The organism is Streptomyces sp. NPDC104307 (assembly GCF_055584045.1).
Map to the genome: position 1 here is coordinate 191,542 of NZ_JBVJMU010000009.1, position 26,999 is coordinate 218,540.

The following is a 26,999-nucleotide window of genomic DNA, read 5'->3' on the forward strand; positions in this document are numbered from 1 at the left end:
GTCCCCCTGGGGATCGTCGCACCGGTAGGGGGCCGATCGCCCCGCCGTGCCGTGGCAGTCCCGAAGCCGCCACATTACTGCGCAGGCGCCGCACCGGCCCAACCCGGCCTGTCACAAGTCCGTGATAAAGAGGGAAACGTGACTGAATCCTCTTCCTATTACCGGGCCGCCGGCACGCGCTACGACTCCATGGAGTACCGGTGCACCGGCCGCAGCGGCCTCAAGCTCCCCGCCGTCTCGCTCGGCCTCTGGCACAACTTCGGCGACGACCGCGCGCTCGACTCGCAGCGGGCCATCCTGCGCCGCGCGTTCGACCTCGGGGTGACCCACTTCGACCTGGCCAACAACTACGGCCCGCCGCCCGGCTCCGCCGAGCTGAACTTCGGGAAGCTCTTCCGGCAGGACTTCGCCCCGTACCGCGACGAGCTGGTGATCTCCACCAAGGCCGGGTACGACATGCACCCCGGCCCCTACGGCGAGTGGGGCTCGCGCAAGTACCTGCTGTCCTCGCTCGACGCCTCGCTGAAGCGGATGGGCCTCGACTACGTCGACATCTTCTACTCGCACCGCTTCGACCCGGACACCCCGCTGGAGGAGACGATGGGGGCCCTGGCCTCCGCCGTGCGGCAGGGCAAGGCGCTGTACGTGGGGGTGTCCTCGTACAACTCCGAGCAGACCGCGGAGGCGGCCCGGCTGCTCAGGGAGATGGGCGTCCCGGCCCTGATCCACCAGCCGTCCTACTCGATGATCAACCGCTGGACGGAGGAGGACGGGCTGCTGGACACACTGGAGGCGGCCGGTATGGGCTGCATCTCCTTCGTGCCGCTCGCCCAGGGGCTGCTGACCAATAAGTACCTGAAGGGCATCCCGGAGGGTTCGCGCGCCACCCAGGGCAAGTCCCTCAATCCGGACCTGCTCTCCGACGAGGTGGTGCGCCGGCTCAACGGGCTGAACGACATCGCGCGGGGCCGCGGTCAGTCGCTGGCCCAGCTCGCCCTCAACTGGGTGCTGCGCGACAGCCGTATGACGTCGGCTCTGATCGGCGCGTCGAGTGTGCGGCAGCTGGAGGAGAACGTCGCGGCGCTGGCCGGTCCGGCTCTGACGGCGGCGGAGCTGAAGGAGATCGACACCTTCGCCGTGGACACCGCCGGCACGAACATCTGGGCCGGACGGGCCTGACGGCCGGGGCCCGTGTGCGCCGGGCCACATAAACCGGAGCACATAACCGGGGCACATAACCGGAGCACATAACCGGGGCACAAAAAAACGGGCCGGTCCGTGGGGGGGGTTACGGACCGGCCCGAGGGGGGGTTTCCACCATAACCCTTCGTAAGTGCTGCTGCGTGCATCGCCGCCAAATAATTACTCTCCGGATGTGCGGGGCTCCGTTGTGAGCACGGAATACGGGCCTCCGTCCCCCCTGGACCTGCACGGATGCCCGGCGGCGTCGCCTTGACGCCCGAGGTGCCCACGAGACGTTCACAGGACGTGCACATTCCGGCCGCCGGTCGCCGTCAGGTCGTGGACGCCGCGCCCCGGTGGCCCCGGGTGAACCTGATGCCCACGGTGTCCCCGCCGATGACCACGAAGCGGCCGCCCTCGCAGCGGATGACGGCCTCGTGGACCTCGCCCCGGTCGTCCCGGCGCTCCTCGGTACTCAGCACCGTCCAGCCGCCGTCGGGCGGCTGCGGCAGGTTCGCCATCGTGGCGAACTCCCACTGGGCGGCCGGTACGCACCAGTCGGGAAGGTCCGGCCAGGTGCCGGCACCGACGTGCAGGGTGCCGTCCGAGGCGCAGGTCAGCAGCACCGACTGGCTGTCGGAGAGCAGGAATTCGACGGCCTCCGGCTCCCCCATCCGGCCCTCCGGGCGGTAGAACACACCGAGGACGCCGACGATCCGGGCGCCTCTGAGCCATTCGGCGTTCCCCTGCCGCGGGCCGCTCGTGGCTTCCTCGTCGCTGCCGACCCTCATGGTCTGGCTCCTTCCCCGTGCGCTCAGCGACCAGAGTGCCATCCCTCGGGCGCGGGAAGGGGCTACGCGGGTGAGACCGGCCGCCCGGGTTTGCGGGCCTCGATCAGAAAGCGGGTCGTGTGGGCGACGAACGGCCCGTCTTCCTCGATCCGCCGGTGCAGCGCGGCGAGTTGCGGCCGGTACTGCTCGACGGTGAAGCCCGGCACCATCCAGATCACCTTGCGCAGGAAGTAGACGACCGCGCCGATGTCGAGGAACTCGGTGCGCAGCCGCTCGGACCGCAGGTCGACGACTTCGAGACCGGCCGCCTCCGCGGCGGCGCGCGCCTGTTCCGGGTCGCGGCTGCCCCGTACCTCCGGGGGCTGCGGGCCGAGGAAGTACTCGACGAGCTCGAATACGCTCGCTGGGCCCACCTGTTGGGAGAAGTAGGTGCCGCCGGGCGCCAGGACCCGGGCGATCTCGTCCCACCAGGTGGTCACCGGATGGCGGCTGACGACCAGGTCGAACGCCGCGTCGCCGAACGGCAGCGGCGGCTCGTCCGCGTCCGCCACCACGGCCGCGCCGAGCGGGTGCAGCAGGGCGGTGGCGCGGGCGATGTTCGGCGGCCAGGACTCGGTGGCGACGGTCAGCGGCGGCAGCTTCGGCGCGGCGGCGAGGACCTCACCGCCGCCGGTCTGGATGTCGAGCGCGGCGCTCGCCCGGCCCAGCCGCTCCCCCATGGCGCGGGCGTAGCCCCAGGAGGGCCGCTGCTCGGTGGCCCGGCCGTCGAGCCAGGAGAAGTCCCAGCCCGCGACGGAGACGGTGTCCGCCTCCGTGACCAGGGCGTCGAACCGGGCGCGCCGGGCCGCCGGCTGTGCGGACTGTGCCGCTTGCGGGTCTTCGGGTGTTCCGGGCATACGGAAATGGTCTCAGCCGGCCCCCTCCGCACGCGACCGGATATCGGCCGGCGGCAGCAGCTCAGGCGGCCGGTCGGCCGGTCCGCCGGTTCGCCGGTTCGCCGGTTCGCCGGTTCGCCGGTTCGCCGGTTCGCCGGTTCGCCGGTTCGCCGGTTCGCCGGTTCGCCGGTTCGCCGGTTCGCCGAAGAGTCAGGCGGCCAGTCCGCCGAAGAGGATGCCCAGCAGCGCCCCGGCGATCATGAACGGTCCGAACGGGATGCCCGTCCTGCGCCCGGCGCGCCGCATGATCATCAGCGCCAGGCCGTACACCGCGCCGAACAGGAATCCGGCGAAGCCCCCGGCGAACACGACGGCCCAGCCGTACCAGCCGAGGACCACGCCCAGCGAGAGCGCGAGCTTCACGTCACCGAAGCCCATTCCGTTCGGGTTGACGAGGAAGAGCAGGAGGTAGAAGGCGCCGAGGCCGACGCCGCCGAGCAGCGCGGACAGCCAGGAGCCGCCGTGCTCCGGCAGCAGCGCGGCGGCGCCCAGGAGCGCGGCGGCCGCCCCCGCGGCCGGCAGCGTCAGCTCGTCCGGCAGCCGGTGGACGCGGCGGTCGATGGCCGCGAGGAGTACGGCGACGGGGACGAGCAGCAGCCATACGGCGAGCTCGGGGCGGGCCCCGGTGGTCGCGGCGACGGCGGCGCAGCCGAGGGCGGAGACGAGGGGTGCGAGGAGGACGGGCGCGTAGCGCGGCCCGCCGCGGTGCCAGGACGCAGCGCGCGGGGCGTCCGGGGCTTCACTGGCGTCCGGGGCCTTGCCGGTGTCCGGGGCCTCACCGGCGTCCGGGCCGGTTTCCGTATGTACGGCGGCCGTTGCCCCCGCCGCCGCGCAGGCGGTGCAGCGCGCGGAGCCGAGCCAGCCCCGGCCCGGCCCGGTGAGGGCGTGGCCGGCCGGGCAGGCGTCCCGCCACGCGTCCTCGGGTTCGACGGAGAACCGGTAGGCGGCGCGTGGGACCAGCAGTCCGGTCGCGGCACCCCAGAGGGCGGCGACCACTATCAGCGTGGCGTACACCTCACCGACCCTAGGCCACTCTGTTACCGCCCGGGGGAGGGCAGTTGGCGCTACCGTCATGGACATGGCCCGATGGCGCAATGGCACTGGAACGCTGACGTTCGCGGACCCGGAGGGGGAACGGGAGACGGAGATACCGCTGCGGATCGCGGCCTCCTACCGGCACCGGAGCCGTGGGCTGCTCGGGCAGGACGGCATCGAGGGCGCGCTGCTGATCACCCCGTGCGGGAGTGTGCACTCCTTCCGCATGCGGTTCACGATCGATGTGGCCTATCTGGACCGGAAGTTGACCGTGGTGGCGGTCCACACGATGAAGCCGGGACGGCTGGGCCTCCCCCGGCTCCGCGCCCGGCATGTGATCGAGGCCGAGGCCGGCGCGATGGCGAGGTGGGGACTGCGGCCGGGCGTGCGGGTGGGGATCGCGCAGGGCGACGGGGCGCCGTGAGCCGGCCGCCGGACGGCTGACCCGGCACGACGGCGGCTGAGGCGTCACGACGCCGGGGCGCGTGGCCGGCAGGCCCGGCTCAGGGCGGGCCGGAACCCAGCAGCGTCCAGGCCCCGTATGCGGCGGAGGCGGCGGCGAGGACCGCGAGGACCGTCGCCGTACGGGCCGTGGAGCGCAGCCGCAGCAGGGCGACGGCGGGCGGCAGGAGGAGCGGGAACGCCGGCATCATCAGCCGGGGCCGGGAGCCGAAGTAGCCGGAGCCGATCAGCGAGATGACGACGACGGCGATCCCGTAGACGAGCACGGGGAGCGGCTGGCGCTGCCGCACGCACAGGTACACCAGCCAGCCGAGCCCGGCCAGCGCCGCGCACAGCCCGAGCGCCCCCGGCAGCGGAAGGCCGAGGACGAACGCGGCGAGGGCGGCGCCGCCGTCGATGCTGTTGCCCCACTGGGCCTGGACGTCGAAGTAGGCGAACGGGCTGCCCTCGCGCACCGCGACGAACACCACGTACGCGAGCCAGCCCAGCGGCGCGATGAGCACTCCGGCCAGCATCCGGCCATTGCGGCGGACGATGCCGTCGGTGTCGCCCGCCCGGTACTCGCGTACGAGCGTGACGGCGGCGGTGACCGCGAGGGCGGCGATGAGCGCCGCGGCGGAGGGACGGGTCAGCCCGGCCAGTACGCACAGCGCACCGGCCACGATCCACCGCCGGGTCAGCACGGCGTACAGCGACCAGGCGGCCAGCGCGGTGAACAGGGTCTCGGTGTACGCCATCGACTGGACGAACGCCGTCGGGTACACCCCCCACAGCGCGGCCAGCGCCACCCCGGCCCGGCGCCCGTACAGCCGCGCTCCGACGGCGAAGATCCCCCAGGCCGCGAGCAGACCCGCCAGCCACGCCACCAGCAGTCCGGCGCCCGCGAGACCGAGCGGCGTCACCTCCGCGATGGAGCGCTCCAGTGCGGGCAGCAGCGGGAAGAAGGCCAGGTCGGAGTGGATGCCGCCGTCGGGGAGCGTGACGGTGTAGCCGTAGCCGTGCTCGGCGACCCGCTGGTACCAGATCGAGTCCCAGCGCTCGGCGAGCAGGTGGAAGGCGTCCTTCCCCGCCGCGGAGGCGGCCGCCCAGAAGACGACGAGCCCGATGATCCGCACGGCCGCGTAGGAGCCGAGCGCCGGCGCCGCGGAGGCGAGCGCGGCGGCGGCCCGCGCACGGAGCGGCCGGTGCTCCCGCGTGGGCTGCGGGCGCGGCCGGGGGTGGGTGGCCTGCGGGGAGGGTTCTGCGGACATACGGCCGATTATCGCCGTTGCGGGGTCCCCGCCCGTGGCCGCCCCGGGCGGCTGACGTTCACCTGCTGGGGACCTCGCTGCCGTAGACGACCCAGGGCGACTGCTCGAAGGAGCCCACCCCGAACAGCTGCGGCTGTCTGGAGGCGACCTCGGACCGCACGGCCAGGGTGTCCGGCCAGCAGTCGAAGTACACCGACCCCTTCACGATGAACCCGCTCCAGTCCGTCGCCGCCGACGCGCCCTCGCGGTCGACCACGAAGCCGATGCACAGTACGGAGGCCCTGCCTATCGCCTCCCGTATCGCACGGACGACCGCCTCCCGCTCGTCGCGGCTGAGCGCGCCGAGGGCGAACTGCAGCGCGACCGTCCCGTCGTCCGTCCGCCGGACCCGGGCCGGGATCTCGGCTCCGCTGCTCACCCAGAGCAGGAAGTCGACCTGGTCCAGCCGTTGCAGGCCGGCCAGGAGCACCAGCTGCTCCCTGGTCACCCATGACTGGGTGCCCGGCGGTGCGGCCCCCGGGCTGATGAGCGTGATGCGCCGCGTGGCCGGATGCGCGGGACATACGCCGGCCGCCTCCAGATCCGCGAGCAGCGATTCCGCGTCGGGGCGGCTCCAGCCCACGTGATACGAGTAGAAGAATCCGTCACTCATGACAGCGCACCCCATTTAAAGTGTGGCCACCCGCCCATCCGGACAAGCCGGTTGAGGGGTGACCGCCCTACAGGTCAGGTAGAGCAAGAAGATCCCTGCGCACCGGAGCGCGCCCGGCCGGCCACCTTGTGGTGGCGGCGGTTCCGGACGGCTCGCGGTTGGTCGGTCATGAGCCTAGTCAGCCGCGCTGCCGGTTGCGTGGGCCCTGGGGCCCACGCGTGGACCCCAAGAAAGAACTGGGGTGCAGATATGCGGAGATACAGAGATGGGGAGATGCTGAGATGCGGAGTCGTCTCGTGACCACGTGGGTCCAGCCGGTCGGCAGGGACGAGGTGGCGGCGTACGCGGAAGGAATCCGGCGGGTGTACGCGGAGGCCTTCGCCGGGCCCCCGTGGCACGAGGACCCGGCCATGGCCGACGGCTATGTGGAGCGGCTGGCCGGGGATGCCCGGCGCCCCGGATTCGTGGCCGCGCTCGCCCTGAGCCGCGACGATCCCGCGAGGGGCGAAGCCGGGGCGTCCGGCGAGACCGAAGGCGGCACGGTGGTGGGGTTCGCGACGGCCTGGACGACGCCAGGCCCGTTCCCCACCGACCGAGGCTACGGGCGTATCGGCGCCGCGCTGGGGCCGGAGCGGACGGCCGCGTGGCTCGTCGGCGCCCTCGAAGTGGACGAACTCGCGCTCGCCCCGCGCGCCCGCGGCGCCGGTCTCGCGGCGGCGCTCCTGGAGTCGGTCACCGCCCCTGCGGTGGACGGCCGTTGCTGGCTGCTCACCTCGGCGCGCGCCGAACCGGCGGTGCGCCTCTACCACCGGCTCGGCTGGCGACCGGCGCTCGCTGTCCCGGACGGCTCGGACCTCGTGGCCTACCTCGGCCCGCTGCACCCGCGACCCGCGCCACAGGCCGGCCCGTCCGGTACTCGACGGACACCGGCCGGTACTTGAGAACACCGGCCGGTTCATGACGAACTCCCGCCGGGTTTTAAGCGGTGGACAGGCCGCCGGTGAGACGTCAGGGTGTACCGCGATGACACGCACTGATGCACCTTCCGCCTGGGACGAGCGCACCCAGCTGACCACCTTCCTCGACTACACACGAGCGACCGCACTGGCCAAATGCGAGGGCCTCACGCAGGAGGACGCGTGCAAGGCGCTGCTGCCGGGTTCGCCGCTGATGACGATCGCGGGTCTGGTCAACCACCTCCGCTGGGTCGAGTACGCCTGGTTCGAGATCGACTTCCTCGGCGGCAAGGACGAGGGCCCGTGGACCGAAGAGGATCCCGACCGCGAGATGCGCATCGCCCTGGACATGCCGCTCGCCGTCGTACTGGCGGAGTACGAGGAGCAGTCCGCCCGCTACCGCGAGCTCGTCGCCGCCCATGACCTGGACACCCGGGCCAAGCGTCCGCGATCCGACGGTCACTACCCCGATCTGCGCTGGATCCTGCTGCACCTCATCGAGGAGACCGCCCGGCACAACGGCCACCTCGACATCATCCGGGAGATCATCGACGGCACCACGGGGTCCTAGTCGTTCGAGGGGTTCCAGGGTCCTAGGGGTCCACGGGATCCTGGGGCGTGGTTTCGCCCCCGACGCCGTCCCCGGTCCCGTCGTGGCCGTGGGTCCGGGGGCGGGCGCCCGCGCGCCCCACCCGGTTCAGCTCCACATTGAACTGGGCGCCCGTCAGCAGCGCCAGGTTGGTGAACCACACCCAGATCAGGAACACCACCAGCCCGGCCAGCGACCCGTACAGCCTGCTGTAGGAGCCGATGTACGTCGCGTACAGCGCGAATCCCGCCGAGGCGACCAACCACAGGAGCGCCGCGAGCACGCCTCCTGGCAGGGCCCGGCGCGATCCGCGTGCCGACGCCGGACCGGTCCGGAAGAGGACCGTGATCAGGCAGGCGACCAGACAGAGCAGCACGGGCCACTTCAGTACCGCCCACACCGCGTCCCCCAGATGCGCCAGGCCGATCCGGTGCCCGAGCCAGCGGGCCAGGGGTCCGGAGAGCACGAGGGCGAACGCGCTGGTCATCAGGAGCAGCAGCAGACCGATCGCCGTCGCCACGATGATGTGTGCCTTGCGCAGGGCGGGCCGGGTGTCCGGTACCCCGTGCATCGCGTGCAGCGCCCGCCGGAACACGGCCAGGTAGCTGGACGCGGACCAGACCGCGCTGAGGGTCCCGGTCGCGACCAGCAGCCACACCGCCGTCCGCTGCTGCGTGGCCGCCACGAGCGGCTGGCGCAGCGCGGCGCCGGACTCCGCGGGGGCGAAGGCGGTGATGTCCGCGATCAGCGCGTCGGTGGCCCGGGGGTTGGCCAGCCCGATGACGGAGACCGTCACCAGGAGCGCCGGGAGCAGCGCGAGTATGGCGTAGTACGTCAGGGCCGCCGCCCAGTCCGAGAGGTCGTCGTTCCACAGGGAGACGGGTGTCCGCCGCAGCGCGACGGACCAGCGCCGCGCGGGCCCGGGGTGCCCGGTGGCCCGGGGCGGAGCCCCGGTGGCGGTGTCGCTTGTCTTGCTGAACACGGATGGGTCTCCGGGGGGACGTAGGAGGGCGGGCGGCACAGCCGGGGCGCCTCCCGCCGCACGGAGGCGGGGGGACGCGGGAGACGCCCTGTGCTGCCTATCCTCTTCTGCTCCGGTTTGCCGCTGATACTCCGGTCCCCGGTCGTGACGATGTCGTCAGTGGTGGCCGTGGATACGGATGCGGGCGGTGAGCAGGTTGGGGTCCTGTCCGGTGAGGTAGGCGGCCGAGGTCACGTACGCGGTGTCGCCGCGTACGGCGACGGCTGTGGGGTTCTGCAGCCCGTCCCGGGAGCCGAGCACGATGGTGTGGCTGCCGTCGGGCTCGATCAGGGCGACCTCGCCGGTCTGGTTGAGGGCGGCGAGGATCCGGTCGCCGCGGCCGACGAAGGCGAAGTCGTCGATTCCGGCCAGCTGTGCGGCCCTGACCCGGGCGGGGCCCGCCGTGCCGTCGTGCCGCACCGGGTAGCTGAGGACGGTGCCCCGGTCCAGGTTGGACACCCAGACGGCGCCGTTGTGCACCTTCAGGCCGTTGGCGCCGAGGAAGGTGGTGGGGGCCAGCTCGGCACCGTCCGCCCAGACCGTCGCGCGGCCGCCGCCCGTCGGTACGCGCCAGATGACGCCCCGGACCGAGTCGGTGATGTAGAGCCGGCCGGAGTCCAGCGCGAGTCCGTTGGGCAGTCCGTCGGCGGGCAGCGCGGCGATCCGCTCCGGGTGGCCGCCGGGGGTGAGCCGCCAGACGCCGGTGAGGTCTGCGGTGCCCGTGGCGTACAGGAAGTACAGCGTGCCGTGCGCGTCCCTGACCAGGCCGGTGACCAGGGGGAAGCCGAGCGCCGGGGTGTTCACGCCCTCGTCGGCCGGCACGGGCAGGGTCGCCAGCACCCGCACCCTGCCGTCGCGGCCGACCTGGGCGATCCGGCCTGCGGCGGAGAGGGAGAGGTCGATGCGTCCGTCGGGCTCCAGGACGATGTTCTCCGGCATCTGCTTGTCGTCCGGATCGAAGTGCTGGGTGATCCGGGCGTGCGAGAGGGGCGCCGTGGCGGCCGTGGCGGAGCCGGCCCAGCCGACCGTGAGGGTGACCGTCGCGATGGCGGCGGCGAGTGCGTTGCGTGCGAACTTCGCGGACACGTGGGTTCCTTGAGTGGTGGGGTGGGGTGGGGTGGGGTGGGGCTTTGGGTGGGATACGGGGCGGCCGGTCCTGTGGTGGTCCGGCGACCGGGTTCGCTTCTGGCCCCACTGTGTGTCCGCGCGGCGGTGGGCAACCAGCCCCGGCTCTGCCTATCCCCGGCAGGGGCAGGCTGCCTCGGGCTCTGTCTACTCTGCCTATCCCTGGCAGGGGCAGGCTGCCTCGGGCCGGGCGCTGGATACTCGGGCCATGGACGCTCACGGACAGCTCGGCACCTTCCTCCAGGCGCGGCGGGCCCAGTTGCAGCCCCGCGATGTCGGGCTGCCGACCTACGGGGACCGGCGGCGGGTGCCGGGGCTGCGGCGTGAGGAGCTGGCCCTGCTGGCCGGTGTCAGCGCCTCGTACTACACGCGCCTTGAGCAGGGGGTGTCCTGTCACGCCTCCGTCGAGGTGCTGGACGCGATCGCCCGCGCCCTGCGCCTGGAGGAGACCGAACGGCAGCACCTGCGGGACCTGGCCACCGCCTGCCGGCACCGGGTTCCGGCCCGGCGGCCCCCGGCCGAGCGGGTGGCCCCGGCCGTGCGCGATCTGGTGCGGTCCCTGGGCGAGGTGCCCGTCGTGGTGACCGGCAGGCGCAGCGACGTACTGGCCTGGAACGCTCCGGGGCACGCACTGCTGGCCGGGCATGTGGACCCGGCCGGGCCCGAACACCCGGCAAACCGGCCGAACATGGCGCGGCTCGTCTTCCTGGACGCCCACACCCGTGAGCTGTACGCGGACTGGACGGCGAAGGCGCGCGCCGTGGTCGGCAATCTGCGGCTGGTCGCGGGGCGGCATCCGCAGGACGTCCAGCTGACCTCGCTCATCGGGGAACTGACCACGGGCAGTGCCGAGTTCGCGGGCATGTGGGCCGATCACCGGGTGCGCGCGTGCGATGCCGCCGAGTACGAGCTGCGGCATCCGCTCATCGGCTCCCTGACGGTCACCCAGCAGACCCTGCGGGCCCCGGCGGAGCCCGACCAGTCACTGGTCGTGGTGACCACCGCCGCCGGCTCGGCCTCGGAGGCGGCGCTGAGACTGCTGGTGCAGGCCACCGCTGCCGGGGCCGCCGTCAGCGGCGCCCAGCCGGCTCGTTCGGGCGGCGCCGCGGCGTAGGTGACCCCGCCGCGGGCCCCGCCGCACCGGACGACGTCCTCGTCGAGATCGTCGCCGAGGTGTACCTGCCGTTGGTGCGGCAGGTACACCGGAGCCCGGCGCCGCCGGACTGACCTACCGGCCTGATCCGAACGAGCGGCCCTGACTCACATCAGCTCGGACCGGTGGCCGCCTCCGCAGGAGGGGCGGGCGGCCAGGGCACGTCGGCCAGGAGGGGGACGATGGTCTCCTCCTCGTAGTCGAGGTGCGCGTTCAGCTCCGCCGACATCCGCGCCAACTCGGCCCGGAATCGGTCCGGTTCCGCGATGGCGATACCGGCGAGCAGCTCCGCGAGCGCCGTCTGGATCCGTGCGACGGCGCGGTGTTCGTCGTCGAGCCGGGCGAAGGTGTCGCCCAGCTCCGGGTGGTACCGCGCGATGCCGGGGAACAGGTGCCCGTCCTCGCTGGTGTGGTGGAACTCAAGGGCCTGGCAGAACGCCAGGCAGCGCTGCCTGATCTGCAGCCCGAGGCTCGGCGCCGGCGGCTCGCCCGGTCCGCGACGGTCCGCGCGCCCGGCGAAGTGGGCGTCCGCCTCCGCCGCCACCTGCCGCAGCTGGCCGCGCAGCCAGGTGTGGACCTCCATGACCTTGTCGGCCAGGGTGCGGACCTCACCGGGCCGCCACCCCTCGGGATCGGCGCGCTCCAGCACGACGACGGGCAGCACCCGCTCCGTCCGGGCCTGGTAGTCGCCGTACCCGGGGGAGCGCCTCACCGCGTGCGCGAACAGTTCGTCGCGCCGGTCCCCCTCCGCGGGGACCGCGAGGGCCTGGAAGGTGCTGGTCCCGATCTCCACCCGGACCACCGGGTGGGCGAGGAGGTTGTGGTACCAGCCGGGATGACTCGGCGCGCCGAGGTTGGAGCCGATGAGCAGGATCAGCTCACCGTGCCGGACGTAGCCGAGCGGGGTGGTCCGCTCGGTTCCCGACCTGGCGCCGGTGGTCGTCAGGAGGAGGAGGTCGCCGCCTTCGAAGGGGCCACCGACCTTGCCCCCGTTGGCGCGGAACTCCTCGATGATCGTTTCATTGAAAGACGTGGGCATACGGATGTGAATCTCCGGAGCTTCGGTGATCCGCAGTGGCTGCGGTGATGGCGTGTGGTGTGGTGACGCGCCCAGGACGAAGTGACGTACCCAGGGACGAAGTGACATGCCCAGGACGAAGTGACGTGCCCAGGACGAGGCGACCGCACAGCCTCTGCCGCTGGAGAGGGTGCGGTGGCGTTCGATCAGGTGCAGGGCGCGGAGTGTGAACTCATAACGGACCCCTGAGTGAAGGGTGCTCGCCCGATCACCGGCCGGCCCACTGCTCTTTGACCGGCGTCACGCGACACCGCGTCCATTACACGTATCCGCCGGGCGCCTGTCAACGCGCCCGCCGCCGCTGGCGGAGCGGGCCGCGTTCGGGCAGGCTGAGGGGATGGTCTCGGTAGTACAGAACGTCGCGATCGACTGCTCGGACGCCTATGAACTGGCTCGTTTCTGGAGTGAGGTGACCGGCTGCCCGCTGCACCCGCAGGACGGACCGGGCGACCGGGAGATCCAGGTGATGCTCCCGGAGGGCCCGCTGCTGTACTTCAACCAGGTGCCGGAACCGAAGACGGTCAAGAACCGGATCCACCTGTGCCTGCGCCCGACGACGTCGCGCGAGGAGGAGACCGAGCGGCTGCTGGCGCTGGGAGCCACTCTGGTCACCGACCGCAGGAAGCCCGACGGTGCGGGCTGGGCCGTCCTCGCCGACCCTGAGGGCAATGAGTTCTGCGTACTGCGCAGCGAGTCCGACCGCGCCGCGACGGCTTCCTGAGCCCTCGCGTCAGCGGACCTCGTCGCTCTTCGACGACGACAGGGGCGCCCAGGTGTAACGGACGCGCACGCCCTGGTCCTTGAGCCAGGCGGTCTCGCGGCGGCGCAGTTCGGGCGCGGACTCCGGGGCGATGGCGCTGGGCCAGCGGACGAGCACCTCGGTAACATGGCCGGTTCTCACCAGTTGTCTCACCCGCCGCCACCCTCTGCGCTGGGCCGGGTCGGGCTCGCCGTAGGTGTCGGTGACGACCTCGGAGATCGTCAGCCCGCGCTCCTGGGCGAACGCGTGGCCCTCTGTCCGGGCGCGCTGGGTGGCCGCACCGGAGGCGCGGGGGGCCCGGTCGGCGCATACGTACAGGACTACGGGGTTTGCGGTGTCACCGTGGGGGGTCATGGGTGCCTTCTGTCCTTGCATCGAGGAACGGGGATTCCTCGCCGCGCACAGGGGGGCGTAGCGGGGCCGTGCTGTGTCGACACCCGCGGAGTCAGGGGTTGGCCGCCAACTCCGCCCAGACGACCTTGCCTTCGGCGCGGGCCGAGCGTGCGGAGCCCCAGCGGTCCGCGAGCTGACGCACCAGGAGCAGGCCTCGTCCGCTCTCCTCGTCCGGTCCCGCGAGGTGCCCGGTCGGGCGGACCGGGATGCGGCCCTCGTCGTGGAGCTCGATCCGCAGCCGCCGCTCGTCGCCGGTCAGCGTGAGTCCGCACAGGACACGGCCGCTGTCGGTGTGCAGCACGGCGTTCGTGGTCAGCTCGGAGACCAGCAGCACCGCGTCGCAGCACGTGTCGCCCGGCACCTTCCAGGCGCGGAGCCGGTCCCGCACGGTGTCGCGGGCGGATCTCGCGCTGGTGCGCAGGGCGGGCAGGCCGAACCAGAACTCCCGGCAGGGCCCCATCGGGGCTAAGGCCGAGGGCGGGGCGGGGGCGGAGGAGGTGGGCAGAGTCACGGGTGTCGCCTTCCAGTGCCTTCCGGGGGGCAGGCGCGGTGTGGGGGTGCGGGCCACGGCCCGAGGAGTGAGAGGCGGGCACGGCGGCAGGGCCCCCGCGGCAGGGGGCCGAGGCAGGCACCCCGTGGCGGGGTGCCGACGACGACGGCATGGGCATCACGTGTCCCGTCCGGACCGGATGCTGTGCCAGCGCTGCGACTCGACCACTCACATGTCAACTATCGCGTGATAGCACTCACGCTGCAACCGACTCCCTGATAATTTCAGCAGCGCGGGTATCACCCTGGCGTCGTCATCAAGCCACTGTCAGAATGGTGTTGTTGATGAAGCCTCAGGAGGTTGGGCGTGAGCGAAAGCCGTTCCGGCACCAGCGCGCCGACAGTCCTGCGCATGATCCTCGGCCGCCGGCTGCAGGACATGCGTCTCGCGGCCGGTGCCTCGCTGGAGGACGCGGCGAAGGCGCTGCGCGTGACACCGCTGACGATCCGCCGGCTGGAGAAGGCCGAGGTCGCGCTGAAGCCTCTCTACGTGGAGAAGCTTCTGGAGACCTTCGGCGCGGACCGCCAGGAGATAGACGAGTTCGTCGATCTGGCCGAGCAGGCCAACGAGCCCGGCTGGTGGCACTCCTACCGCGACGCGGTGCCCAGCTGGTTCACCGCCTACGTCAGCCTGGAGACGGGCGCCCAGACCCTGCGCACGTATGAACCCCAGTACGTGACCGGCCTCCTGCAGACCCACGACTACGCCCGTGCGGTGCTGCGCGGCGGGCTGCCGAACGGCAGCGACGAGGAGCTGACCCGCCGGGTGGAGCTGCGGATGCGCCGCCAGAGCCTGCTTGAGCGGGAGGACGCCCCCACGTTGTGGGTGGTCATGGAGGAGGCCGTACTGCACCGGACGGTGGGCAGCGCCGACGTGATGCGGGAGCAGATCGAACGGCTCCTGGACGTGTCCGAGCTGCCCCATGTCAGCCTCGACGTCGTGTCGTTCGAAGCGGGTGCGCACGTCGGGGCGTGCGCCCCGTTCACCTACTTCCGGTTCGCGGAACCCGAGCTGCCGGACGTCGTCTACAGCGAAATCCTGTCCGCCTCCGTCTACCTGGACCAACGGGCGGACGTCGTCTCCCACCTTGAGGCGCATTCCCGTATGGCGCTGCTGACGTCGTCCGAGGACAGCAGAGCGCTCTTGAACCGCATGCGCAAGGAGTACTCGTGACGATCACCGACAAGTGCGTCTACAACGGAATGTCGGCCCGCGACCTGGGCGAACAGGGTTGGGAGCGTCCCTGGAGCGGGCCGAACGGCGGTCAGTGCGTCGAGACGAAGAAGCTCGACGACGGCCGGGTCGCGGTCCGGCAGTCGACGGACCCGGCCGGACCGGCGCTGATCTACGCGCCCGAGGAGATCGCCGCGTTCCTCCGCGGGGTCAAAGAGGGCCTGGCCGATCACTTGGCCGCCGGGTGAACCGGTGGCGGACAAGAGGGACGGCGACACCGGTCCCGCCCCCGGCCTGCGGGCCGACAGACACGCGTACGAAAGGGAGCACATGACCACCAGGCAGGCCGGCCGGGACCTCGACACGAGCAGGCCGCACTCGGCCCGGATGTACGACTACTTCCTCGGTGGCAAGGACCACTTCGAGATAGACAAGAAGGCGGCCCTGGTCGCCGCGGAGGCCCACCCCGGCCTCTTCGTGACCGCCCGCGAGAACCGGGCGTTCATGCACCGCGCCACCCGTGTCCTGGCCCAGGAACACGGCATCCGCCAGTGGCTCGACATCGGCACCGGCATCCCGACCGAGCCCAACCTGCACCAGGTCGCCCAGTCGGTGGTGCCCGAGGCCCGTGTCGTCTACGCGGACAACGACCCCCTCGTCCTCAAGTACGCGGAACGCCTCATGCGCAGCACGGCGCAGGGACGCACGACCTATATCGAGGCCAACGTCAAGGACCCCGACGCGTTGATGAACGCCGTGCGGGAGTCGGAGGTCCTGGACTTCGAGCAGCCCATCGCCCTCTCCCTCAACGCGCTCATGCACTTCATCACCGAGCCGAACGACCCGTACGACATCGTCCGCCGGCTGCTCAGTGCACTACCGGCCGGCTCCGCGCTCGCGATGAACCACTGCACACCCGACTTCGACCCGGTCACCTGGAACAAGGTCGCGGAGGTCTACACCAACTCCGGGACGCCCGTGCAGTTCCGTTCACACAAGGACATCAGCCGCTTCTTCGACGGCCTCGACGTGATCGGACCCGGCCTCTGCTGCTGCCACCGCTGGCGCCCCGCCGGACCGGCCGACGGAACGGAACCCAAGGACGCCGAGATCGGCCTGCTCGCGGGCGTGGGCATAAAGCGCTGACCGGGACACTGCGGGACCGCCGGCCCGCCCGGTCCGTCCTGGGGCACGGGGGTGTCCAGGACGGACCGGGGACGGGTCAACGCGGCAACACCACCCATGACTTGGTGCCCGACTGCGGCTGCGGCGCCTCGCACATCCCCCACTCCCCTCCCCAGTCGTCCGTGACCACCGCGAGCAACCAGAGCGCCCGTCGGCGCCGAGCCTCGCAGAGCGCGGTGAGGCCGGACTCGGCGTGATGCGGATGCCGGTGCTGGTCCCAGACCAGGAGGCGGACCGCGTCGCCACGGTGCCGCAGGGATACGTAGAGCTCCTTGCCCGGACTCATCCTGGCCGTGACGGAGACGAGTTCGGTGACCGCGTACGTCACCGGCCAGACGTACGGGGCAAGCCCATGGGCCTCCAGAGCGGCGGCGGTCGCCGTACGGGCGATGCGTGCGCTGCGGATGTCGCCGGGGAGGGTGAGGCTCAGCGAGAGCTCCGGCCTCGTGCGACCCCTCGGACGCAGGTAGGGCTGCGTTCCCCTCCGGGGTGCGGGGTGCGGCGGGTACGGGTGCGACTCCGACGCGCGCGTCTCGGCGGCGACCGGGCAGAGCGGGGTGAGTGGAGATGAGTGCATGGCTGACTCCCCTGTGAAGGGTGGCGAGTTGGCGGTGTCTCTCTTCCTCATGGGTGCGCACGAGTGGCTTCGCGTGACGGACGAGCAGTGGCCTGTCCCCCTGGCGCGGGACCGCCCCTCCCAGGGAAGGAGGATGCGGGCAGGACCGCGCGATGCACTTCTTGCTTGCCGTTGCGTGAGCGGTGCGTTACTGAACGTAGCGCGCAGGGGGTCATATTGGCCACCAATCACTGCGAAACATGACCCGTACGTGGCTCAAGTCTGCAGTCACACGGCAGACTTCCCAGAGAAGGTCACGGAAGGACTGACATGTCATCGCGAACCGCACCGACCGAGCGCCAGAAGCGCTTGGGGCGCGAACTCCGGAAGATGCGCTTGGCGGCCGACGTATCCGCCGAGGCCGCCTCAAGCGTCCTCGGAGTCGACCGGTCCAGGCTCTCCAACATCGAGCAGGGCATTCGCGCCATCAGCGAGGACCGGGTGCTCGCCCTTGCCCGCGCATGTGGATGCGAGGACCAGCCCTACGTTGAGGCGCTGGCGACCATGACGAGGCGCGCGCGACGAGGCTGGTGGGAGCGGTACCGCGACTCGCTCCCCGAAGGTTTGCTCGACATCGCCGAGCTGGAGGCCAACGCCCTCCGAATGCGGACCGCGCACTCCGTGCACATCCCGGGGATCCTCCAGACCAGCGACCACGCGTTGGCGGTCTTCCGAGTAGTCGTCCCGGTCCTCCCGGAACACGAAGTCGCTCTACGCCTTGCGCACCGCGTGGAGAGACAGCAGGTGCTGGAGGGCGCCACCGCGCCCGAGTACGTGGGCGTCATACACGAAGCCGCGTTGCGCATGCAGTTCGGCGGTCGCGGGGTCGCCCGCGTTCAGCTCGACCACCTGCTCACTGCCTCGGAGAGGCGCCACATCACGCTGCGAGTCATCCCCTTCGAAGCAGGCGCATTTCCCGGGGCCGGGCAGACGGTCAACTACGCAGAAGGCCCCGTACCTCAGTTGGACACTGTGCAGGTGGACAGCGCTCATGGGCCTGAATTCCTTGACGGGGCACAACAGTTGGCGAAGTATCGTTCACATCTTGACTGGATGGAACGGATCGCTCTGCCGCCCCAGAAGTCGCGGGACTTCATCCATGACATCGCACGCCACCTCTGAGGGGGACATCATGCGGGACGTCACGTGGGAAGACGCGTTCTGCGGCGAGGGCGCCAGCTGCTACCGCTTGGGAACCGACCGGGAGGGCAACAGCTACATCGCCGTCGCCGGTTCTGAGGAACACTTCCTCACCGACAGCCGCGAGTCGCTCCAGCAGATGATCCGCGATATCAAGGCCGGCAAGGCGGACCACCTGCTGTAACGACGTCGTCGGCCGGCACCCGGCGCCGAGCTCCTTCCGGTATGGGAGCGAGGTCTGCGGCGAGTCTCGTTCCTTGGGCCGGGAGTGGGCGGCTGCATCTCCTGTCTGCTGGTCCCAGTAGCGGTCTTCCGTATAACCAGTGCCACCGTCGGGTGGCCGGGTCACGTCGCCGTGACCAGAGTCCACCGACACAAAAGCTCCCGATCCAGCTCCGCAAGGGCCGCGGTTCATGACGAGCAGGTTGAGGACAACGCCGCTCCCTTTCTTGAGAATTTCCGGCTGGGAGGTTCACGATCATGAGCTTGTTCCCCCTTAACTCATGACGGCCTCGCGGCCGGTCCCTACGAGGAGGAGGATCCCTTAATGGAGTCGGCCACGACGGTAATCGTCTCAATCGCCATCGCCAAAGCCTTCGCTCTGACGGCGCTCTGGCTGCGTCTGCGCTGGCGGGCAAAGCGTGAACGGGATCGGCACCGCTATCTGCTCGGGATGACCGAGAAGTTGCCGCTAGGAGGAACGGCGGTACTGGACGACCGTAGCGATACCGGTCACTACCTGTACGTGAAGATCAACGGCACTCCGGTCGATGGAGAGGAGGACCAGGCAGCGTGAGCACCCACGATCCAGCCGAGGGCGCTGACCGCTCGGCGGCCGTCCCCGCACCTCCTGCCCCGTTCGACCAACACATCGCTGTCCGGCAGCGGACGGACACAGAGTTCGCCGCGTTCTACCGCAATCAGCTGCGCCCGCTGGTCGGCTTCCTGATCAACCAAGGGGCCGGCGTGCGGGGCGCTGCGGACATCGCTCAAGAGAGCATGACCGACGCCTACCGGTGTTGGGGCGACATCGAGTATCCGAAGGCGTGGGTCTACAGGGCTGCCTCCCGCGCCCTGGTACGCAAGATCGCGGAGGTCGAGGAACTCGTCGAGGAAGTTCCCGAGCCCACATCTCTGCTGCCCCGCCCCGACGCCATTGCCGAGTGGGAAGTACGGCACGATGCGCTACTCATCCTGCGCAGCCTTCCTCCGAGACAGCGCCAGGTCATGGCCTGGACCTTGAATGGCTTCGGGCCCACCGACATCGCCAACCATCTTGGTCTGTCGGCCGAGACTGTGCGCGCCAATCTCAAGAAGGCCCGCCGAGCCGCAGCCGCCCGTCTCAAAGAACGTGAGGAGGACCAATGACCCGCCGCCCCGCACACGACCCTGACGGGCAGGACCCGCACCAGCGGCTCGTCCAGATGCAGCCCGCGCTGGACCACGCCCTCGCCGGCATTCTCGATGTAGAAGCCGGCCTGCGGGAAATCCTCATCCTCTCTCACCACGACAACGCCGTCGATAGCCTTGACAGCGTCCTGGACGCCGAGGCCGGACTCGCCGCCATCCTGCCCCCCACCCCACCAAGCAGCCCAGCCCGCACATCACACGACAGGATCGGGACAGAGGCCCTCCTGCGCGCGGTCAAGCCTGAAGACCGCTTGACCCTGCGCAACGAACCCGAGGTCAAACTGACCAGTCACGCTCTCGTACGTACTCTCGACGCCGCGCTCGCGATCGTCGACAACCCACCCCGCAACGCCGACGCCGCTGTCGACCTCGCTCTCGACCTCGCTCTCGACCTCACCCACAACCTCACCCACGACCTTGGCGTCGCCCGCAACCTCGCCCGCGACCTCAGCATCACCGCCGCACGCCACCTCGATCTCAGTCGGGCCGCCGCAGCTGCCGCCTGCCTTGGACATGCTCGTGGATTGGGGACCGGCACAAGCCTCGTCGCCCGCACCCGCAACAGGGACCTGGCCTTTGCCCTCGACCTCGCCCACTCTCGTGCCATCGATCTCGCCCGCGACCTCGACCGCAACCGTGGCATCGCGCTCACCTTTCGTCTCAACGTTGCCCACGAACTCGACCTGGCCCTGGACATCGCCCACGACCGTGCTCTTCACCTGGACCGTCTGCTCGGCTTCGAACCCGGCACGGAATGGAACCTCGCCACACCTGGCCTCGTCGCCCTGATCGTCGATATCCGCACTGCTGAGATGTGCCGAGCAATCGGCCTGGCACTCCGCCAGAGGTCCTTCGTACTCGACGCGGACTCGCTGCTCACGTTCTTGGACGACTTCGTCACCGCCGACCTGAGAAGTGCTGACCTGACGGGTATCGACCTCGGCGGGGTGTACTGGTCGGAACGCGGCACACAGTGGCCGGCCGGCCTGGACGTTGAGGGCCTCAAGGCCCGCTCGGAGGAGACCTTCCCAGGCAGCGGCACCTGGGTCGTCCGATTCGGCACTGCAACTATCCACGACCTTGCCGACCGGTGACAGGATGGGGCGGCCTCTTTCGGCTCCTCGGATCTACGGCCGTGCCCGTCTCCGGCACGGGGGTGGAGAACCTGTATCCGGTGAAGTCGACGACGTGGACATATCCGATGCGCTGATAGAGCGCGTTGCTGGTGGGGTTGGCCGGGTCAGCGAACAGGACGACATCCGTCGCGCCGGCGGCCAGTGCGGCTCTGCTCACCTCGACCGTCACGGCACCGGCGTAACCGCGGCCACGGAATTGGGCCGGGGTGTAGACAGGGTCCACCCGGACCATGCCACCGACTGCCGACGTCGAACCGGCCATGGATACGGGGACACCGTCCGAGGCCTCCCAGAAGGTGAAGTCCTTGTCAGCGAAACGCGTGTCTGCCCAAGAGCCGGCGTCGATAGCGGCGATGGAGACGCTCTCTTCGGCATCGACGCAGAACTCGCGACACCACCGCACGACGTTGTCCAGCTCATCCTCGCCCACGCACCGGCCCCGGCCCTGCGGCTGCGGCTCCGGGGCGGTGAGCGCACCGAGTCGGTAGAGGTGAGCCCGCCAGAACGGAGCCGTCGCTGCGCCCGTGTGCTGCCGCCACGCCTCGGCAAAGACGGTGGCAGTGTCATGGTCCGCAATGGCGCTGGAAAGGCAGTGGCCGAGGCCCGCGAGGTGACGAGCGAGGGTGACTGCCTGGGCGACTGAGAGGGGAGTGAGGTTCAGACGACCATTGGGAGCGCGATAGAAGATGGCGCGGATCTCACCATCTGCCTCCAACCGGCCGAAGACGGTGGCTTGGCCACCATGCGCCTTCGCGCCGCGGGTCCGCAGCTTCTCGATGTCTGTCAGCGGCGTGTTGTGCAGGGCGGGGCGCGAACGCAGGAAGTCTCCCGCATGGGCCAAGAAGTCGGTTAGGTCTTCCGTCAGTTTCCATTCATCCAGACGCATGCTTCATCGTCCCTGGCGGACTCATCGGGGGCTATGCCAGAGCGGTGTTGGAGGATCACTCCATGCTGATTGCGACTGATGAGGCAGGGCGCGTGGTGAAGAGGCCCTCCAAGCCCACGATAGGCGGGATGCTGGCCAACCTGCGGCGGGGAAACGCGCATCTGATCCTGGAGCGTATGGAGGAGCACACCGAAGGTTGCTGGTATGTCCAAGTGCTGCTTCGTGACGACAACACGTACCAACTCGAATTCCGGGATGGCGTCGCCGCCGAGCACTGTCAGACCCGGACCATCTCCCAGGAGAAAGTACTGACCGCCATGCTTGGGTGGGCGAAGGGCACGTCGGACTGGAAGCACGGCTTCATGTGGAACAACATCGGCTCGCGATTCGAGACCTGACCACCTCGCCGGTCAGCTCGATACCGTCACGTTCGCTCCGAGGAGGCCAACCAGGCCAATACAGCCTGGTTGCCACCCTCTGCTTCCGGTTCACAGGCGCGCACCTGTGAGACCACGGCGCCAATGATCACCACCTGGGGGGCCCTAACCGAAGTCCGGGCCACCCTGAGCGAGGGGCCACCTGAGCTCGCAGTCCCAGAACTACTTCATCTTCCGCCACTTGGGCATCTCTCTCGGTCCAACGGTCAGGTCAGGAGGAGCCCCCGCGCGGGAAGGAGACCTCGACGCGGCGGTTCTTCTTCCGGCCCTCCTCCGTGCTGTTGTCGGCGATCGGGTACTGCTCGCCGTAGCCGCGGATCTCGAAGGTGACGGTCGCGTCGAGCTCACTGGACAGCACCTTGTTCACCGCCTCGGCACGCTGCTTCGACAGCACGTCTCCGTGGGCGGAGGAGCCGAGGTTGTCCGTGAAGCCGAAGACCCGCACCTTGGTGGCGTTCTGCTTCTTGGCCTCAGCAGCGATGCCGACGATGCGCGAATTTGCCTCGGCGCTCAGCTTCGCGCTGTCCTTGCCGAAGAGAACCTCGGCCTGGAGGGCGAACTTGATGTCCGCGTTCGTGTCCTCGCGGCGCTCTTCGCCGCCTTGGTCCTCGACCACTTGGATGATGTCGAGCACCTTGCCCGGGGCAAGTGTGCCACCCTCGGGCATCTTGAGGTCAGGGTCGTCGCCGTCGAGCTTGACGGGCGGCTCGGACGAGGCCTCTGTGCCGGGCGGGACGCTTGGGCCGTCGTCGGCCAACGCGGACGTGGTGCCGAAGGCGGTGGTGCCTGCCAGCAGCAGTGCCACTGCGGCGGCACGGCCAGGGACACGGCGAGGCCAGTGCCGCGTATGCATGCTGTTCATCTCGGCCATCACTAAGAGATCTTCAGAGATGTGGTGGCGAACGTAGGCAAGGTGAAGTCAACTTCGCTCGTGGACGCCGGAGGTGTCGGGAACTGCATGAAGACCGGTGTCGACTTCCCGGGTTGGAGCGGCAGGATGCCCGTCGTGCAAAGGCATCGCGACTCCGTGTCCCGGAGAACGTAATAGCGCTTCTTGCCCACCTTGTCTACGAGCGTCGCACCGGCGACCGAGTTGGGATTCGCTGCTACGACCGCACTCTCCGCACCGCCCCAGCCTCCAGAGTTCTTCGGCTGATCGCCCTCATTCTTGATCGTTCCCTGAACTGTGACGAAACCGCCGGAGTCACGCTTGACCTGGTTGACGACAAACGTAAGACCCCCCTGTCCCTTCGCCTCTGCGAGCTTCGCATTCGAGTCCACTTCGTCCCCTGCGGCGGTGTCTTCGTCCGCACCGTTCGCACCGTCTTCAGATGGCTTCGAGGATGCCGACGAGCCCGCGTGCGAGGTCTCTCCTCCACCGTCGTCGCCTCCGCAGGCAGTTACGGCAAGGGCGAATGCGGCTGCCATCGAGACAGCCGCCACTACCCTTCTGGACTTCGCAGTGCGCCGAATGCTCATGGATTCTGATTCCTCTACTCGTCGTTGGCTGTCACTCGTCGATCAGGTGGACGGAAAAGATCAACTTACTCAGTTCGGCCAACGGGTCGCTGCTATTCAGGTCGATGCTGACAGGGCGCCCATCGCAGGTGAACTTGAACGGGCCGGGTGCGTCCTTCGAGTCGTCCTTGTCCTTCTCGTCGCCATCACCCTGTTGGGGGTCGGTCGGCTCCGACGTGGCGTTCAAGCTGCATCGGAACTCGACTACTGCCGTCGCCGACGCCGTGGCATGCCGGTCCTTGGTCGTCGGGATCACCGAATTCCCGACGGTGTAACGCGTCTTTACCCTGGTAGTGACCCTGTCTTGCCAGAACCCCGAACGCCAGTAGAAGTCGGTAACGTCCGAACGGTTTCTGGCTGCCAGCCGATTGGCTTCCTCGCGTCCCATTCCCGGGTTCTGAGCGCCACTCAGAAACTCATCAAGACCGTCAGGCTCCCGCAGCGCTTGAAGGAACGGCACCCTCAAGTCCTCGCGGGCTTCCTGGGCGGCAGCCAGCGCGGCAGCGTCCGCAGCACCCTGGGCGCCGTTGCGCGCCGCTGATGCCTGACCGACTGCGAAGAGGGCAAACGCGAGGAAGAGCAGGCCCGCCACCATCACGATGTAGATGGGGAAAGCCTGCCCTGCCTCGCCGCGTTGGCGCGTAGCCACTAACCAGCGGTGATAGAGGTCACCAGACCGGTGATACGCGTAGTGATCGCCGCACCGATCCCCGAAGCCACCATCCCCCCGATGATCGCGACGACCACCAGAATGATGCCGAGGTACTCGAACGCCGTCTGGCCACGGTCTGCGGTCTCGTAGCGCTTCTGGATGTTCGACACCGCGGTGTTGGCCCAGCCGTTGATGCGGACGGCGGTCTTCAGGGTGGTGTTCGACATGGTGTTCCCCTCCGGATTCGGCCGACCGATTGCCGGCGGGCTCGCGCGTTTCTTCGCTGTCGCTCCCGGTACCGGCTTCCTCCCGGCCGGTACCGTGAGTGACGGGAGAACCATATGGCCGAACACCCGGTCCGCCAGAGGGTCCCAGGGCCCATTCCCGGGCCCAATCACCCACCTGGGTACCGCGCTTCCCGTTCCGGCCCGGCATGGCTACCTGCCCCCTTGTGCGCCGGGGCCCGGGGTGGGGGCCGTGCCGAGCCAGCGGGCGATCGCCTCGCTCCGGCTGGTGCTGTGCAGCTTGGTGAAGATCCGGTTGATGTGGTTCTTCACGGTCTTCTCGCTGATGAAGCAGGTGGCGGCGATTTGCTGGTTGCTCATTCCCGAAGCGATCAGCTCCATGACCTCCACCTCCCTCGAACTCAGCCCATAATCGGGTCTGTTAGGGGCTGCACCCGGCCCCCCGGTCACTGAAGACTGTCCCATACCTAATTGCACATGCGAAAGACCTTGTAGTTGCTGTACGGGGCGAATCGCAGGCGGCGGCATCGGCGCGGGCGTCCCGGGTGGGAGGACGTGTGCATACGCACCAGGGCCGGGGGCGTGGCTCTCGTAGCCGGGTACCTGGTAGGGAACGCCCGTGGTCAGGGCGGATCCGAGGCCCTCCGGAAGCGGGGCGCTCCGCGGGCCGGGGTCCTGGCGCATGTGGGCGAGCAGGGCGTCCGCCGCCGTGGCGGTGAAGTGCGCGCGGCCGCTCCTGGTGTCGCGTACGGCCTGTACGAGCTGGTCCGCCGTGAACTCGCCGTGGACCAGGTAGCCGCTCGCGCCCAGGCGCAGCGCCTCATGGACGACTTCGCTCTCGCGGCTGTAGGTCAGCATCATCACGGGGGCGACCCGCACCAGGTGCGGCAGGGCGGATATGCCGTCCACGCCGGGCATCCGGACATCGAGCAGGACGACGTCGGGGCGGTGGCGCAACGCCATCTCGTAGGCCTGGCGGCCGTCCGCCGCCTCCGCCGCGACCTCTATGTCCTCGCGTCCGGAGAGCAGGGCGCCGAGGCCGGCCCTGACCACCGGGTTGTCGTCGGCCACGACGACCCGCAGCAGGCCGGTCGCGGACGGGAAGTCGGGCAGGGGGACGGAAACGGGTGGCGCGGTCTGCCTCGGGGCGGGGAAACCCGGGGAGCTGGATTCCGAATTGATGGGCGTGGCATGCGAGGACGTGTGCTGGGAGGCGTGGTACCGCGCTTCCCGGTTCCGGCCGGCTGCTTGCGAGATCTCGTCCGGCATGGTGCGACCTCCTCTCAGAGAGCGGTACTTCGGGTGGGCTGCCGTACGAGGTGCTGTACGGGGTGCTGGACGGGCGGTGCTGGGGACAGGGCCTTCAGCGGCAGTTCCAGGCGGACTTCCGTGCCGGTGGCCGCCTCGCCCCTGCCGATGCGGATGCGGGCGCCGATGGACGCGGCGCGTTCGACCATGCCGACGAGACCGAAATGGCCGGCCCGTTGGAGGTCGTCGAGCGTGGTGCCGACGGGGAGGCCCTGCCCGTCGTCGTACACGCTGACGCGCAGGATGCCGCCCTGTACTCCGGCCAGCACGACCACGTAGGAGGGGCGGGCATGGCGCTGGGCGTTCTCCATCGCCTCTGAGGCGATGGTGAGGAGCTGGCGGCCGACCGCCTGGGGCACCGGGGGGACCGGCGTCTCCTGGAGGGTCCTGAAGGTGGCGGTGAGGCTGTGTCGGCGGGTGAAGTCGGCTGTACGGGAACGGAGTTCGGTGATGATGTCCACCCCGCCGTCCAGGCCGTGATCCCGGCGCAGATCGGAGAGGAGTTCGCGTGATTCGGCTGCCGCGCGGCGGGCGGAGCGGGCGACCAGTTCCGCCTGGTGCTTGACCGTGAGGGGGTCCATCCGGTCCGAGGAGTGGGCCAGGCCGTCGGCGGCGAGGGCCAGTCCGTGCAGGGTCTTGGCGACCGAGTCGTGCATCTCGCGGGCCAGCCGGGTGCGTTCGGTCACGATGGCCTCGCTGACCGCGAGCCGGGCCCTGGTCTCCGTGAGGGCCTGGCTCGCGGTGCCGAAGCGGAGCAGCAGATTGCGCAGGGTGACGCCGACGGCCCCGGCGATCACGCAGAATCCGGGGAGGAGGAGCGCGGTCGCCTCGCTCCCGTCCAGCTTCGGGTCGGCGCCGTAGACGAGGAAGATGATCACCGTCTGGAGTGCGGTGAACACCGCGGAACCCCGCCATCCGTAGACGAGCCCGGCCAGCAGCGGCGTGCAGACCGTCACGTACGCCAGGGTGGACTCCGGTGTGGCGGTGACCAGCAGCAGTGCGCCGAAGCAGGCGTCGACGCCGATCAGCCAGCGGTGGCGCAGGAAGACCGGGCCGAAGCGCTCCCAGTCCCGGAAGAGGACGTAGGAGCCCATGAAGGTGACGACGATGGCCGCGCCGATGAGCCAGGTCGCCGGGCCCCGTGCCGTGCGGTCGATGGCGAACGGTGTCGCCATGGCGATCATCGCGAGCCGGAAGCCGAAGACCTGGCGGCACATGGCCTGGAGGGCGTTGAGCTGGATCGCGAAGGCGGGGCGGGCGGTCGGGTTGGCGAGCGCGTGGCGCACGTCGTCCGTCGCTTCCGCCCGAGGGCCGCCGAGCTGGTCCGCCCGCTGCTCGCCGAGTGGGAATGCCATGGCCTG

The 26,999-nt window shown here is 70.0% G+C and carries 33 protein-coding genes; 15 read left to right on the forward strand and 18 right to left on the reverse strand.

Annotation, left to right across the window (positions count from 1 at the left end; all coding sequences use genetic code 11):
• Positions 1 to 138 precede the first annotated feature (138 nt).
• Positions 139 to 1,179 carry an L-glyceraldehyde 3-phosphate reductase gene (gene mgrA, locus ACZ601_RS23370; RefSeq protein WP_469540992.1) on the forward strand — a complete coding sequence of 347 codons (1,041 nt, stop codon included), beginning with the start codon at positions 139 to 141 and terminating at the stop codon, positions 1,177 to 1,179.
• Between the two features lie 335 nt (positions 1,180 to 1,514).
• Here the strand turns inward: mgrA and ACZ601_RS23375 are convergent, their stop codons facing one another.
• The 3 genes from ACZ601_RS23375 to ACZ601_RS23385 all read right to left on the reverse strand — a co-directional run bounded on the left by ACZ601_RS23375 (position 1,515) and on the right by ACZ601_RS23385 (position 3,922).
• Positions 1,515 to 1,973: a hypothetical protein gene (locus ACZ601_RS23375; RefSeq protein WP_440575843.1), complete on the reverse strand. Its 459-nt coding sequence runs from the start codon at positions 1,971 to 1,973 to the stop codon at positions 1,515 to 1,517.
• Between the two features lie 62 nt (positions 1,974 to 2,035).
• Positions 2,036 to 2,869, reverse strand: coding sequence for a class I SAM-dependent methyltransferase (locus ACZ601_RS23380; RefSeq protein WP_469540994.1), 834 nt, complete (start codon positions 2,867 to 2,869; stop codon positions 2,036 to 2,038).
• Between the two features lie 189 nt (positions 2,870 to 3,058).
• A complete protein-coding gene (locus tag ACZ601_RS23385) occupies positions 3,059 to 3,922 on the reverse strand; it encodes a prepilin peptidase (RefSeq protein WP_469540997.1) in 864 nt (287 codons plus the stop codon).
• A gap of 64 nt (positions 3,923 to 3,986) precedes the next feature.
• On the opposite strand from ACZ601_RS23385, the gene ACZ601_RS23390 reads away from it, so the two are divergent.
• Complete coding sequence (locus ACZ601_RS23390) at positions 3,987 to 4,367, forward strand: DUF192 domain-containing protein (protein ID WP_469540999.1); 381 nt, start codon at positions 3,987 to 3,989, stop codon at positions 4,365 to 4,367.
• Between the two features lie 79 nt (positions 4,368 to 4,446).
• Here ACZ601_RS23390 and ACZ601_RS23395 read toward each other — a convergent pair whose 3' ends face one another.
• Positions 4,447 to 5,655 carry a hypothetical protein gene (locus ACZ601_RS23395; protein ID WP_469541002.1) on the reverse strand — a complete coding sequence of 403 codons (1,209 nt, stop codon included), beginning with the start codon at positions 5,653 to 5,655 and terminating at the stop codon, positions 4,447 to 4,449.
• A gap of 58 nt (positions 5,656 to 5,713) precedes the next feature.
• A complete protein-coding gene (locus tag ACZ601_RS23400) occupies positions 5,714 to 6,307 on the reverse strand; it encodes a hypothetical protein (protein WP_469541004.1) in 594 nt (197 codons plus the stop codon).
• Between the two features lie 296 nt (positions 6,308 to 6,603).
• On the opposite strand from ACZ601_RS23400, the gene ACZ601_RS23405 reads away from it, so the two are divergent.
• Together ACZ601_RS23405 and ACZ601_RS23410 are read left to right on the forward strand one after the other, a co-directional pair.
• Positions 6,604 to 7,248: a GNAT family N-acetyltransferase gene (locus ACZ601_RS23405; RefSeq protein ID WP_469541006.1), complete on the forward strand. Its 645-nt coding sequence runs from the start codon at positions 6,604 to 6,606 to the stop codon at positions 7,246 to 7,248.
• Positions 7,249 to 7,330: 82 nt separating this feature from the next.
• Entirely contained in the window at positions 7,331 to 7,834 is a 504-nt protein-coding gene (locus ACZ601_RS23410) for a DinB family protein (protein WP_469541008.1), read from the forward strand.
• A 22-nt stretch (positions 7,835 to 7,856) separates the two neighbouring features.
• On the opposite strand, the gene ACZ601_RS23415 is transcribed toward ACZ601_RS23410, so the two are convergent.
• Both ACZ601_RS23415 and ACZ601_RS23420 read right to left on the reverse strand, forming a co-directional pair.
• Complete coding sequence (locus ACZ601_RS23415) at positions 7,857 to 8,834, reverse strand: YihY/virulence factor BrkB family protein (RefSeq protein ID WP_469541010.1); 978 nt, start codon at positions 8,832 to 8,834, stop codon at positions 7,857 to 7,859.
• A 156-nt stretch (positions 8,835 to 8,990) separates the two neighbouring features.
• The gene (locus ACZ601_RS23420; RefSeq protein WP_469541012.1) at positions 8,991 to 9,959 is read right to left on the reverse strand and encodes an SMP-30/gluconolactonase/LRE family protein; all 969 of its coding nucleotides are present in this window, start codon (positions 9,957 to 9,959) and stop codon (positions 8,991 to 8,993) included.
• Between the two features lie 247 nt (positions 9,960 to 10,206).
• Here ACZ601_RS23420 and ACZ601_RS23425 point away from each other — a divergent pair, with 247 nt between their 5' ends.
• A complete protein-coding gene (locus tag ACZ601_RS23425) occupies positions 10,207 to 11,112 on the forward strand; it encodes a helix-turn-helix domain-containing protein (RefSeq protein WP_469541014.1) in 906 nt (301 codons plus the stop codon).
• Positions 11,113 to 11,263: 151 nt separating this feature from the next.
• Here the strand turns inward: ACZ601_RS23425 and ACZ601_RS23430 are convergent, their stop codons facing one another.
• Positions 11,264 to 12,190 carry a nitroreductase/quinone reductase family protein gene (locus tag ACZ601_RS23430; protein ID WP_469541017.1) on the reverse strand — a complete coding sequence of 309 codons (927 nt, stop codon included), beginning with the start codon at positions 12,188 to 12,190 and terminating at the stop codon, positions 11,264 to 11,266.
• A gap of 376 nt (positions 12,191 to 12,566) precedes the next feature.
• Between ACZ601_RS23430 and ACZ601_RS23435 the strand changes: the two genes are divergently transcribed.
• Entirely contained in the window at positions 12,567 to 12,950 is a 384-nt protein-coding gene (locus ACZ601_RS23435; RefSeq protein ID WP_469541019.1) for a VOC family protein, read from the forward strand.
• 9 nt (positions 12,951 to 12,959) lie between these two features.
• On the opposite strand, the gene ACZ601_RS23440 is transcribed toward ACZ601_RS23435, so the two are convergent.
• Positions 12,960 to 13,343, reverse strand: coding sequence for a hypothetical protein (locus ACZ601_RS23440; protein ID WP_469541021.1), 384 nt, complete (start codon positions 13,341 to 13,343; stop codon positions 12,960 to 12,962).
• A gap of 91 nt (positions 13,344 to 13,434) precedes the next feature.
• Positions 13,435 to 13,893, reverse strand: coding sequence for an ATP-binding protein (locus ACZ601_RS23445; RefSeq protein WP_469541024.1), 459 nt, complete (start codon positions 13,891 to 13,893; stop codon positions 13,435 to 13,437).
• Between the two features lie 345 nt (positions 13,894 to 14,238).
• On the opposite strand from ACZ601_RS23445, the gene ACZ601_RS23450 reads away from it, so the two are divergent.
• From ACZ601_RS23450 to ACZ601_RS23460, 3 genes are all read left to right on the forward strand, one after another.
• On the forward strand, positions 14,239 to 15,105 hold the full coding sequence (locus tag ACZ601_RS23450; protein WP_469541027.1) for a helix-turn-helix domain-containing protein: 867 nt from the start codon (positions 14,239 to 14,241) through the stop codon (positions 15,103 to 15,105).
• Entirely contained in the window at positions 15,102 to 15,353 is a 252-nt protein-coding gene (locus ACZ601_RS23455) for a DUF397 domain-containing protein (RefSeq protein ID WP_440575647.1), read from the forward strand. Before ACZ601_RS23450 ends, ACZ601_RS23455 begins: the two co-directional genes overlap by 4 nt.
• An 82-nt stretch (positions 15,354 to 15,435) precedes the next feature.
• Entirely contained in the window at positions 15,436 to 16,251 is an 816-nt protein-coding gene (locus ACZ601_RS23460; RefSeq protein WP_469541029.1) for an SAM-dependent methyltransferase, read from the forward strand.
• A 76-nt stretch (positions 16,252 to 16,327) separates the two neighbouring features.
• Here ACZ601_RS23460 and ACZ601_RS23465 read toward each other — a convergent pair whose 3' ends face one another.
• A complete protein-coding gene (locus ACZ601_RS23465; RefSeq protein WP_469541032.1) occupies positions 16,328 to 16,867 on the reverse strand; it encodes an ATP-binding protein in 540 nt (179 codons plus the stop codon).
• A gap of 309 nt (positions 16,868 to 17,176) precedes the next feature.
• Between ACZ601_RS23465 and ACZ601_RS23470 the strand changes: the two genes are divergently transcribed.
• From ACZ601_RS23470 to ACZ601_RS23490, 5 genes are all read left to right on the forward strand, one after another.
• Positions 17,177 to 18,028 carry a helix-turn-helix domain-containing protein gene (locus tag ACZ601_RS23470; RefSeq protein ID WP_469541035.1) on the forward strand — a complete coding sequence of 284 codons (852 nt, stop codon included), beginning with the start codon at positions 17,177 to 17,179 and terminating at the stop codon, positions 18,026 to 18,028.
• Between the two features lie 10 nt (positions 18,029 to 18,038).
• Positions 18,039 to 18,230 carry a hypothetical protein gene (locus tag ACZ601_RS23475; protein ID WP_469541036.1) on the forward strand — a complete coding sequence of 64 codons (192 nt, stop codon included), beginning with the start codon at positions 18,039 to 18,041 and terminating at the stop codon, positions 18,228 to 18,230.
• A 363-nt stretch (positions 18,231 to 18,593) separates the two neighbouring features.
• Positions 18,594 to 18,842, forward strand: coding sequence for a hypothetical protein (locus ACZ601_RS23480; RefSeq protein WP_469541038.1), 249 nt, complete (start codon positions 18,594 to 18,596; stop codon positions 18,840 to 18,842).
• Positions 18,839 to 19,414 carry a sigma-70 family RNA polymerase sigma factor gene (locus ACZ601_RS23485; protein WP_469541039.1) on the forward strand — a complete coding sequence of 192 codons (576 nt, stop codon included), beginning with the start codon at positions 18,839 to 18,841 and terminating at the stop codon, positions 19,412 to 19,414. Before ACZ601_RS23480 ends, ACZ601_RS23485 begins: the two co-directional genes overlap by 4 nt.
• Complete coding sequence (locus ACZ601_RS23490; RefSeq protein ID WP_469541040.1) at positions 19,411 to 20,550, forward strand: hypothetical protein; 1,140 nt, start codon at positions 19,411 to 19,413, stop codon at positions 20,548 to 20,550. Before ACZ601_RS23485 ends, ACZ601_RS23490 begins: the two co-directional genes overlap by 4 nt.
• Here the strand turns inward: ACZ601_RS23490 and ACZ601_RS23495 are convergent.
• A complete protein-coding gene (locus ACZ601_RS23495; protein WP_469541041.1) occupies positions 20,525 to 21,478 on the reverse strand; it encodes a GNAT family N-acetyltransferase in 954 nt (317 codons plus the stop codon). The genes ACZ601_RS23490 and ACZ601_RS23495 overlap by 26 nt on opposite strands.
• A gap of 62 nt (positions 21,479 to 21,540) precedes the next feature.
• On the opposite strand from ACZ601_RS23495, the gene ACZ601_RS23500 reads away from it, so the two are divergent.
• Positions 21,541 to 21,876, forward strand: a complete 336-nt coding sequence (locus ACZ601_RS23500; RefSeq protein WP_469541044.1) for a hypothetical protein — start codon at positions 21,541 to 21,543, stop codon at positions 21,874 to 21,876.
• Between the two features lie 250 nt (positions 21,877 to 22,126).
• Here the strand turns inward: ACZ601_RS23500 and ACZ601_RS23505 are convergent, their stop codons facing one another.
• From ACZ601_RS23505 to ACZ601_RS23530, 6 genes are all read right to left on the reverse strand, one after another.
• Positions 22,127 to 22,777: an OmpA family protein gene (locus tag ACZ601_RS23505; RefSeq protein WP_469541047.1), complete on the reverse strand. Its 651-nt coding sequence runs from the start codon at positions 22,775 to 22,777 to the stop codon at positions 22,127 to 22,129.
• An 11-nt stretch (positions 22,778 to 22,788) separates the two neighbouring features.
• Complete coding sequence (locus tag ACZ601_RS23510; RefSeq protein ID WP_469541049.1) at positions 22,789 to 23,394, reverse strand: hypothetical protein; 606 nt, start codon at positions 23,392 to 23,394, stop codon at positions 22,789 to 22,791.
• A gap of 31 nt (positions 23,395 to 23,425) precedes the next feature.
• Positions 23,426 to 24,082: a pilus assembly protein TadG-related protein gene (locus ACZ601_RS23515; protein ID WP_469541051.1), complete on the reverse strand. Its 657-nt coding sequence runs from the start codon at positions 24,080 to 24,082 to the stop codon at positions 23,426 to 23,428.
• Entirely contained in the window at positions 24,082 to 24,312 is a 231-nt protein-coding gene (locus tag ACZ601_RS23520) for a hypothetical protein (RefSeq protein WP_469541053.1), read from the reverse strand. Before ACZ601_RS23520 ends, ACZ601_RS23515 begins: the two co-directional genes overlap by 1 nt.
• 210 nt (positions 24,313 to 24,522) lie before the next feature.
• Positions 24,523 to 25,599, reverse strand: coding sequence for a response regulator (locus ACZ601_RS23525; RefSeq protein WP_469541055.1), 1,077 nt, complete (start codon positions 25,597 to 25,599; stop codon positions 24,523 to 24,525).
• A 14-nt stretch (positions 25,600 to 25,613) separates the two neighbouring features.
• A complete protein-coding gene (locus tag ACZ601_RS23530) occupies positions 25,614 to 26,993 on the reverse strand; it encodes a sensor histidine kinase (protein ID WP_469541058.1) in 1,380 nt (459 codons plus the stop codon).
• Between the last annotated feature and the right edge of the window lie 6 nt (positions 26,994 to 26,999).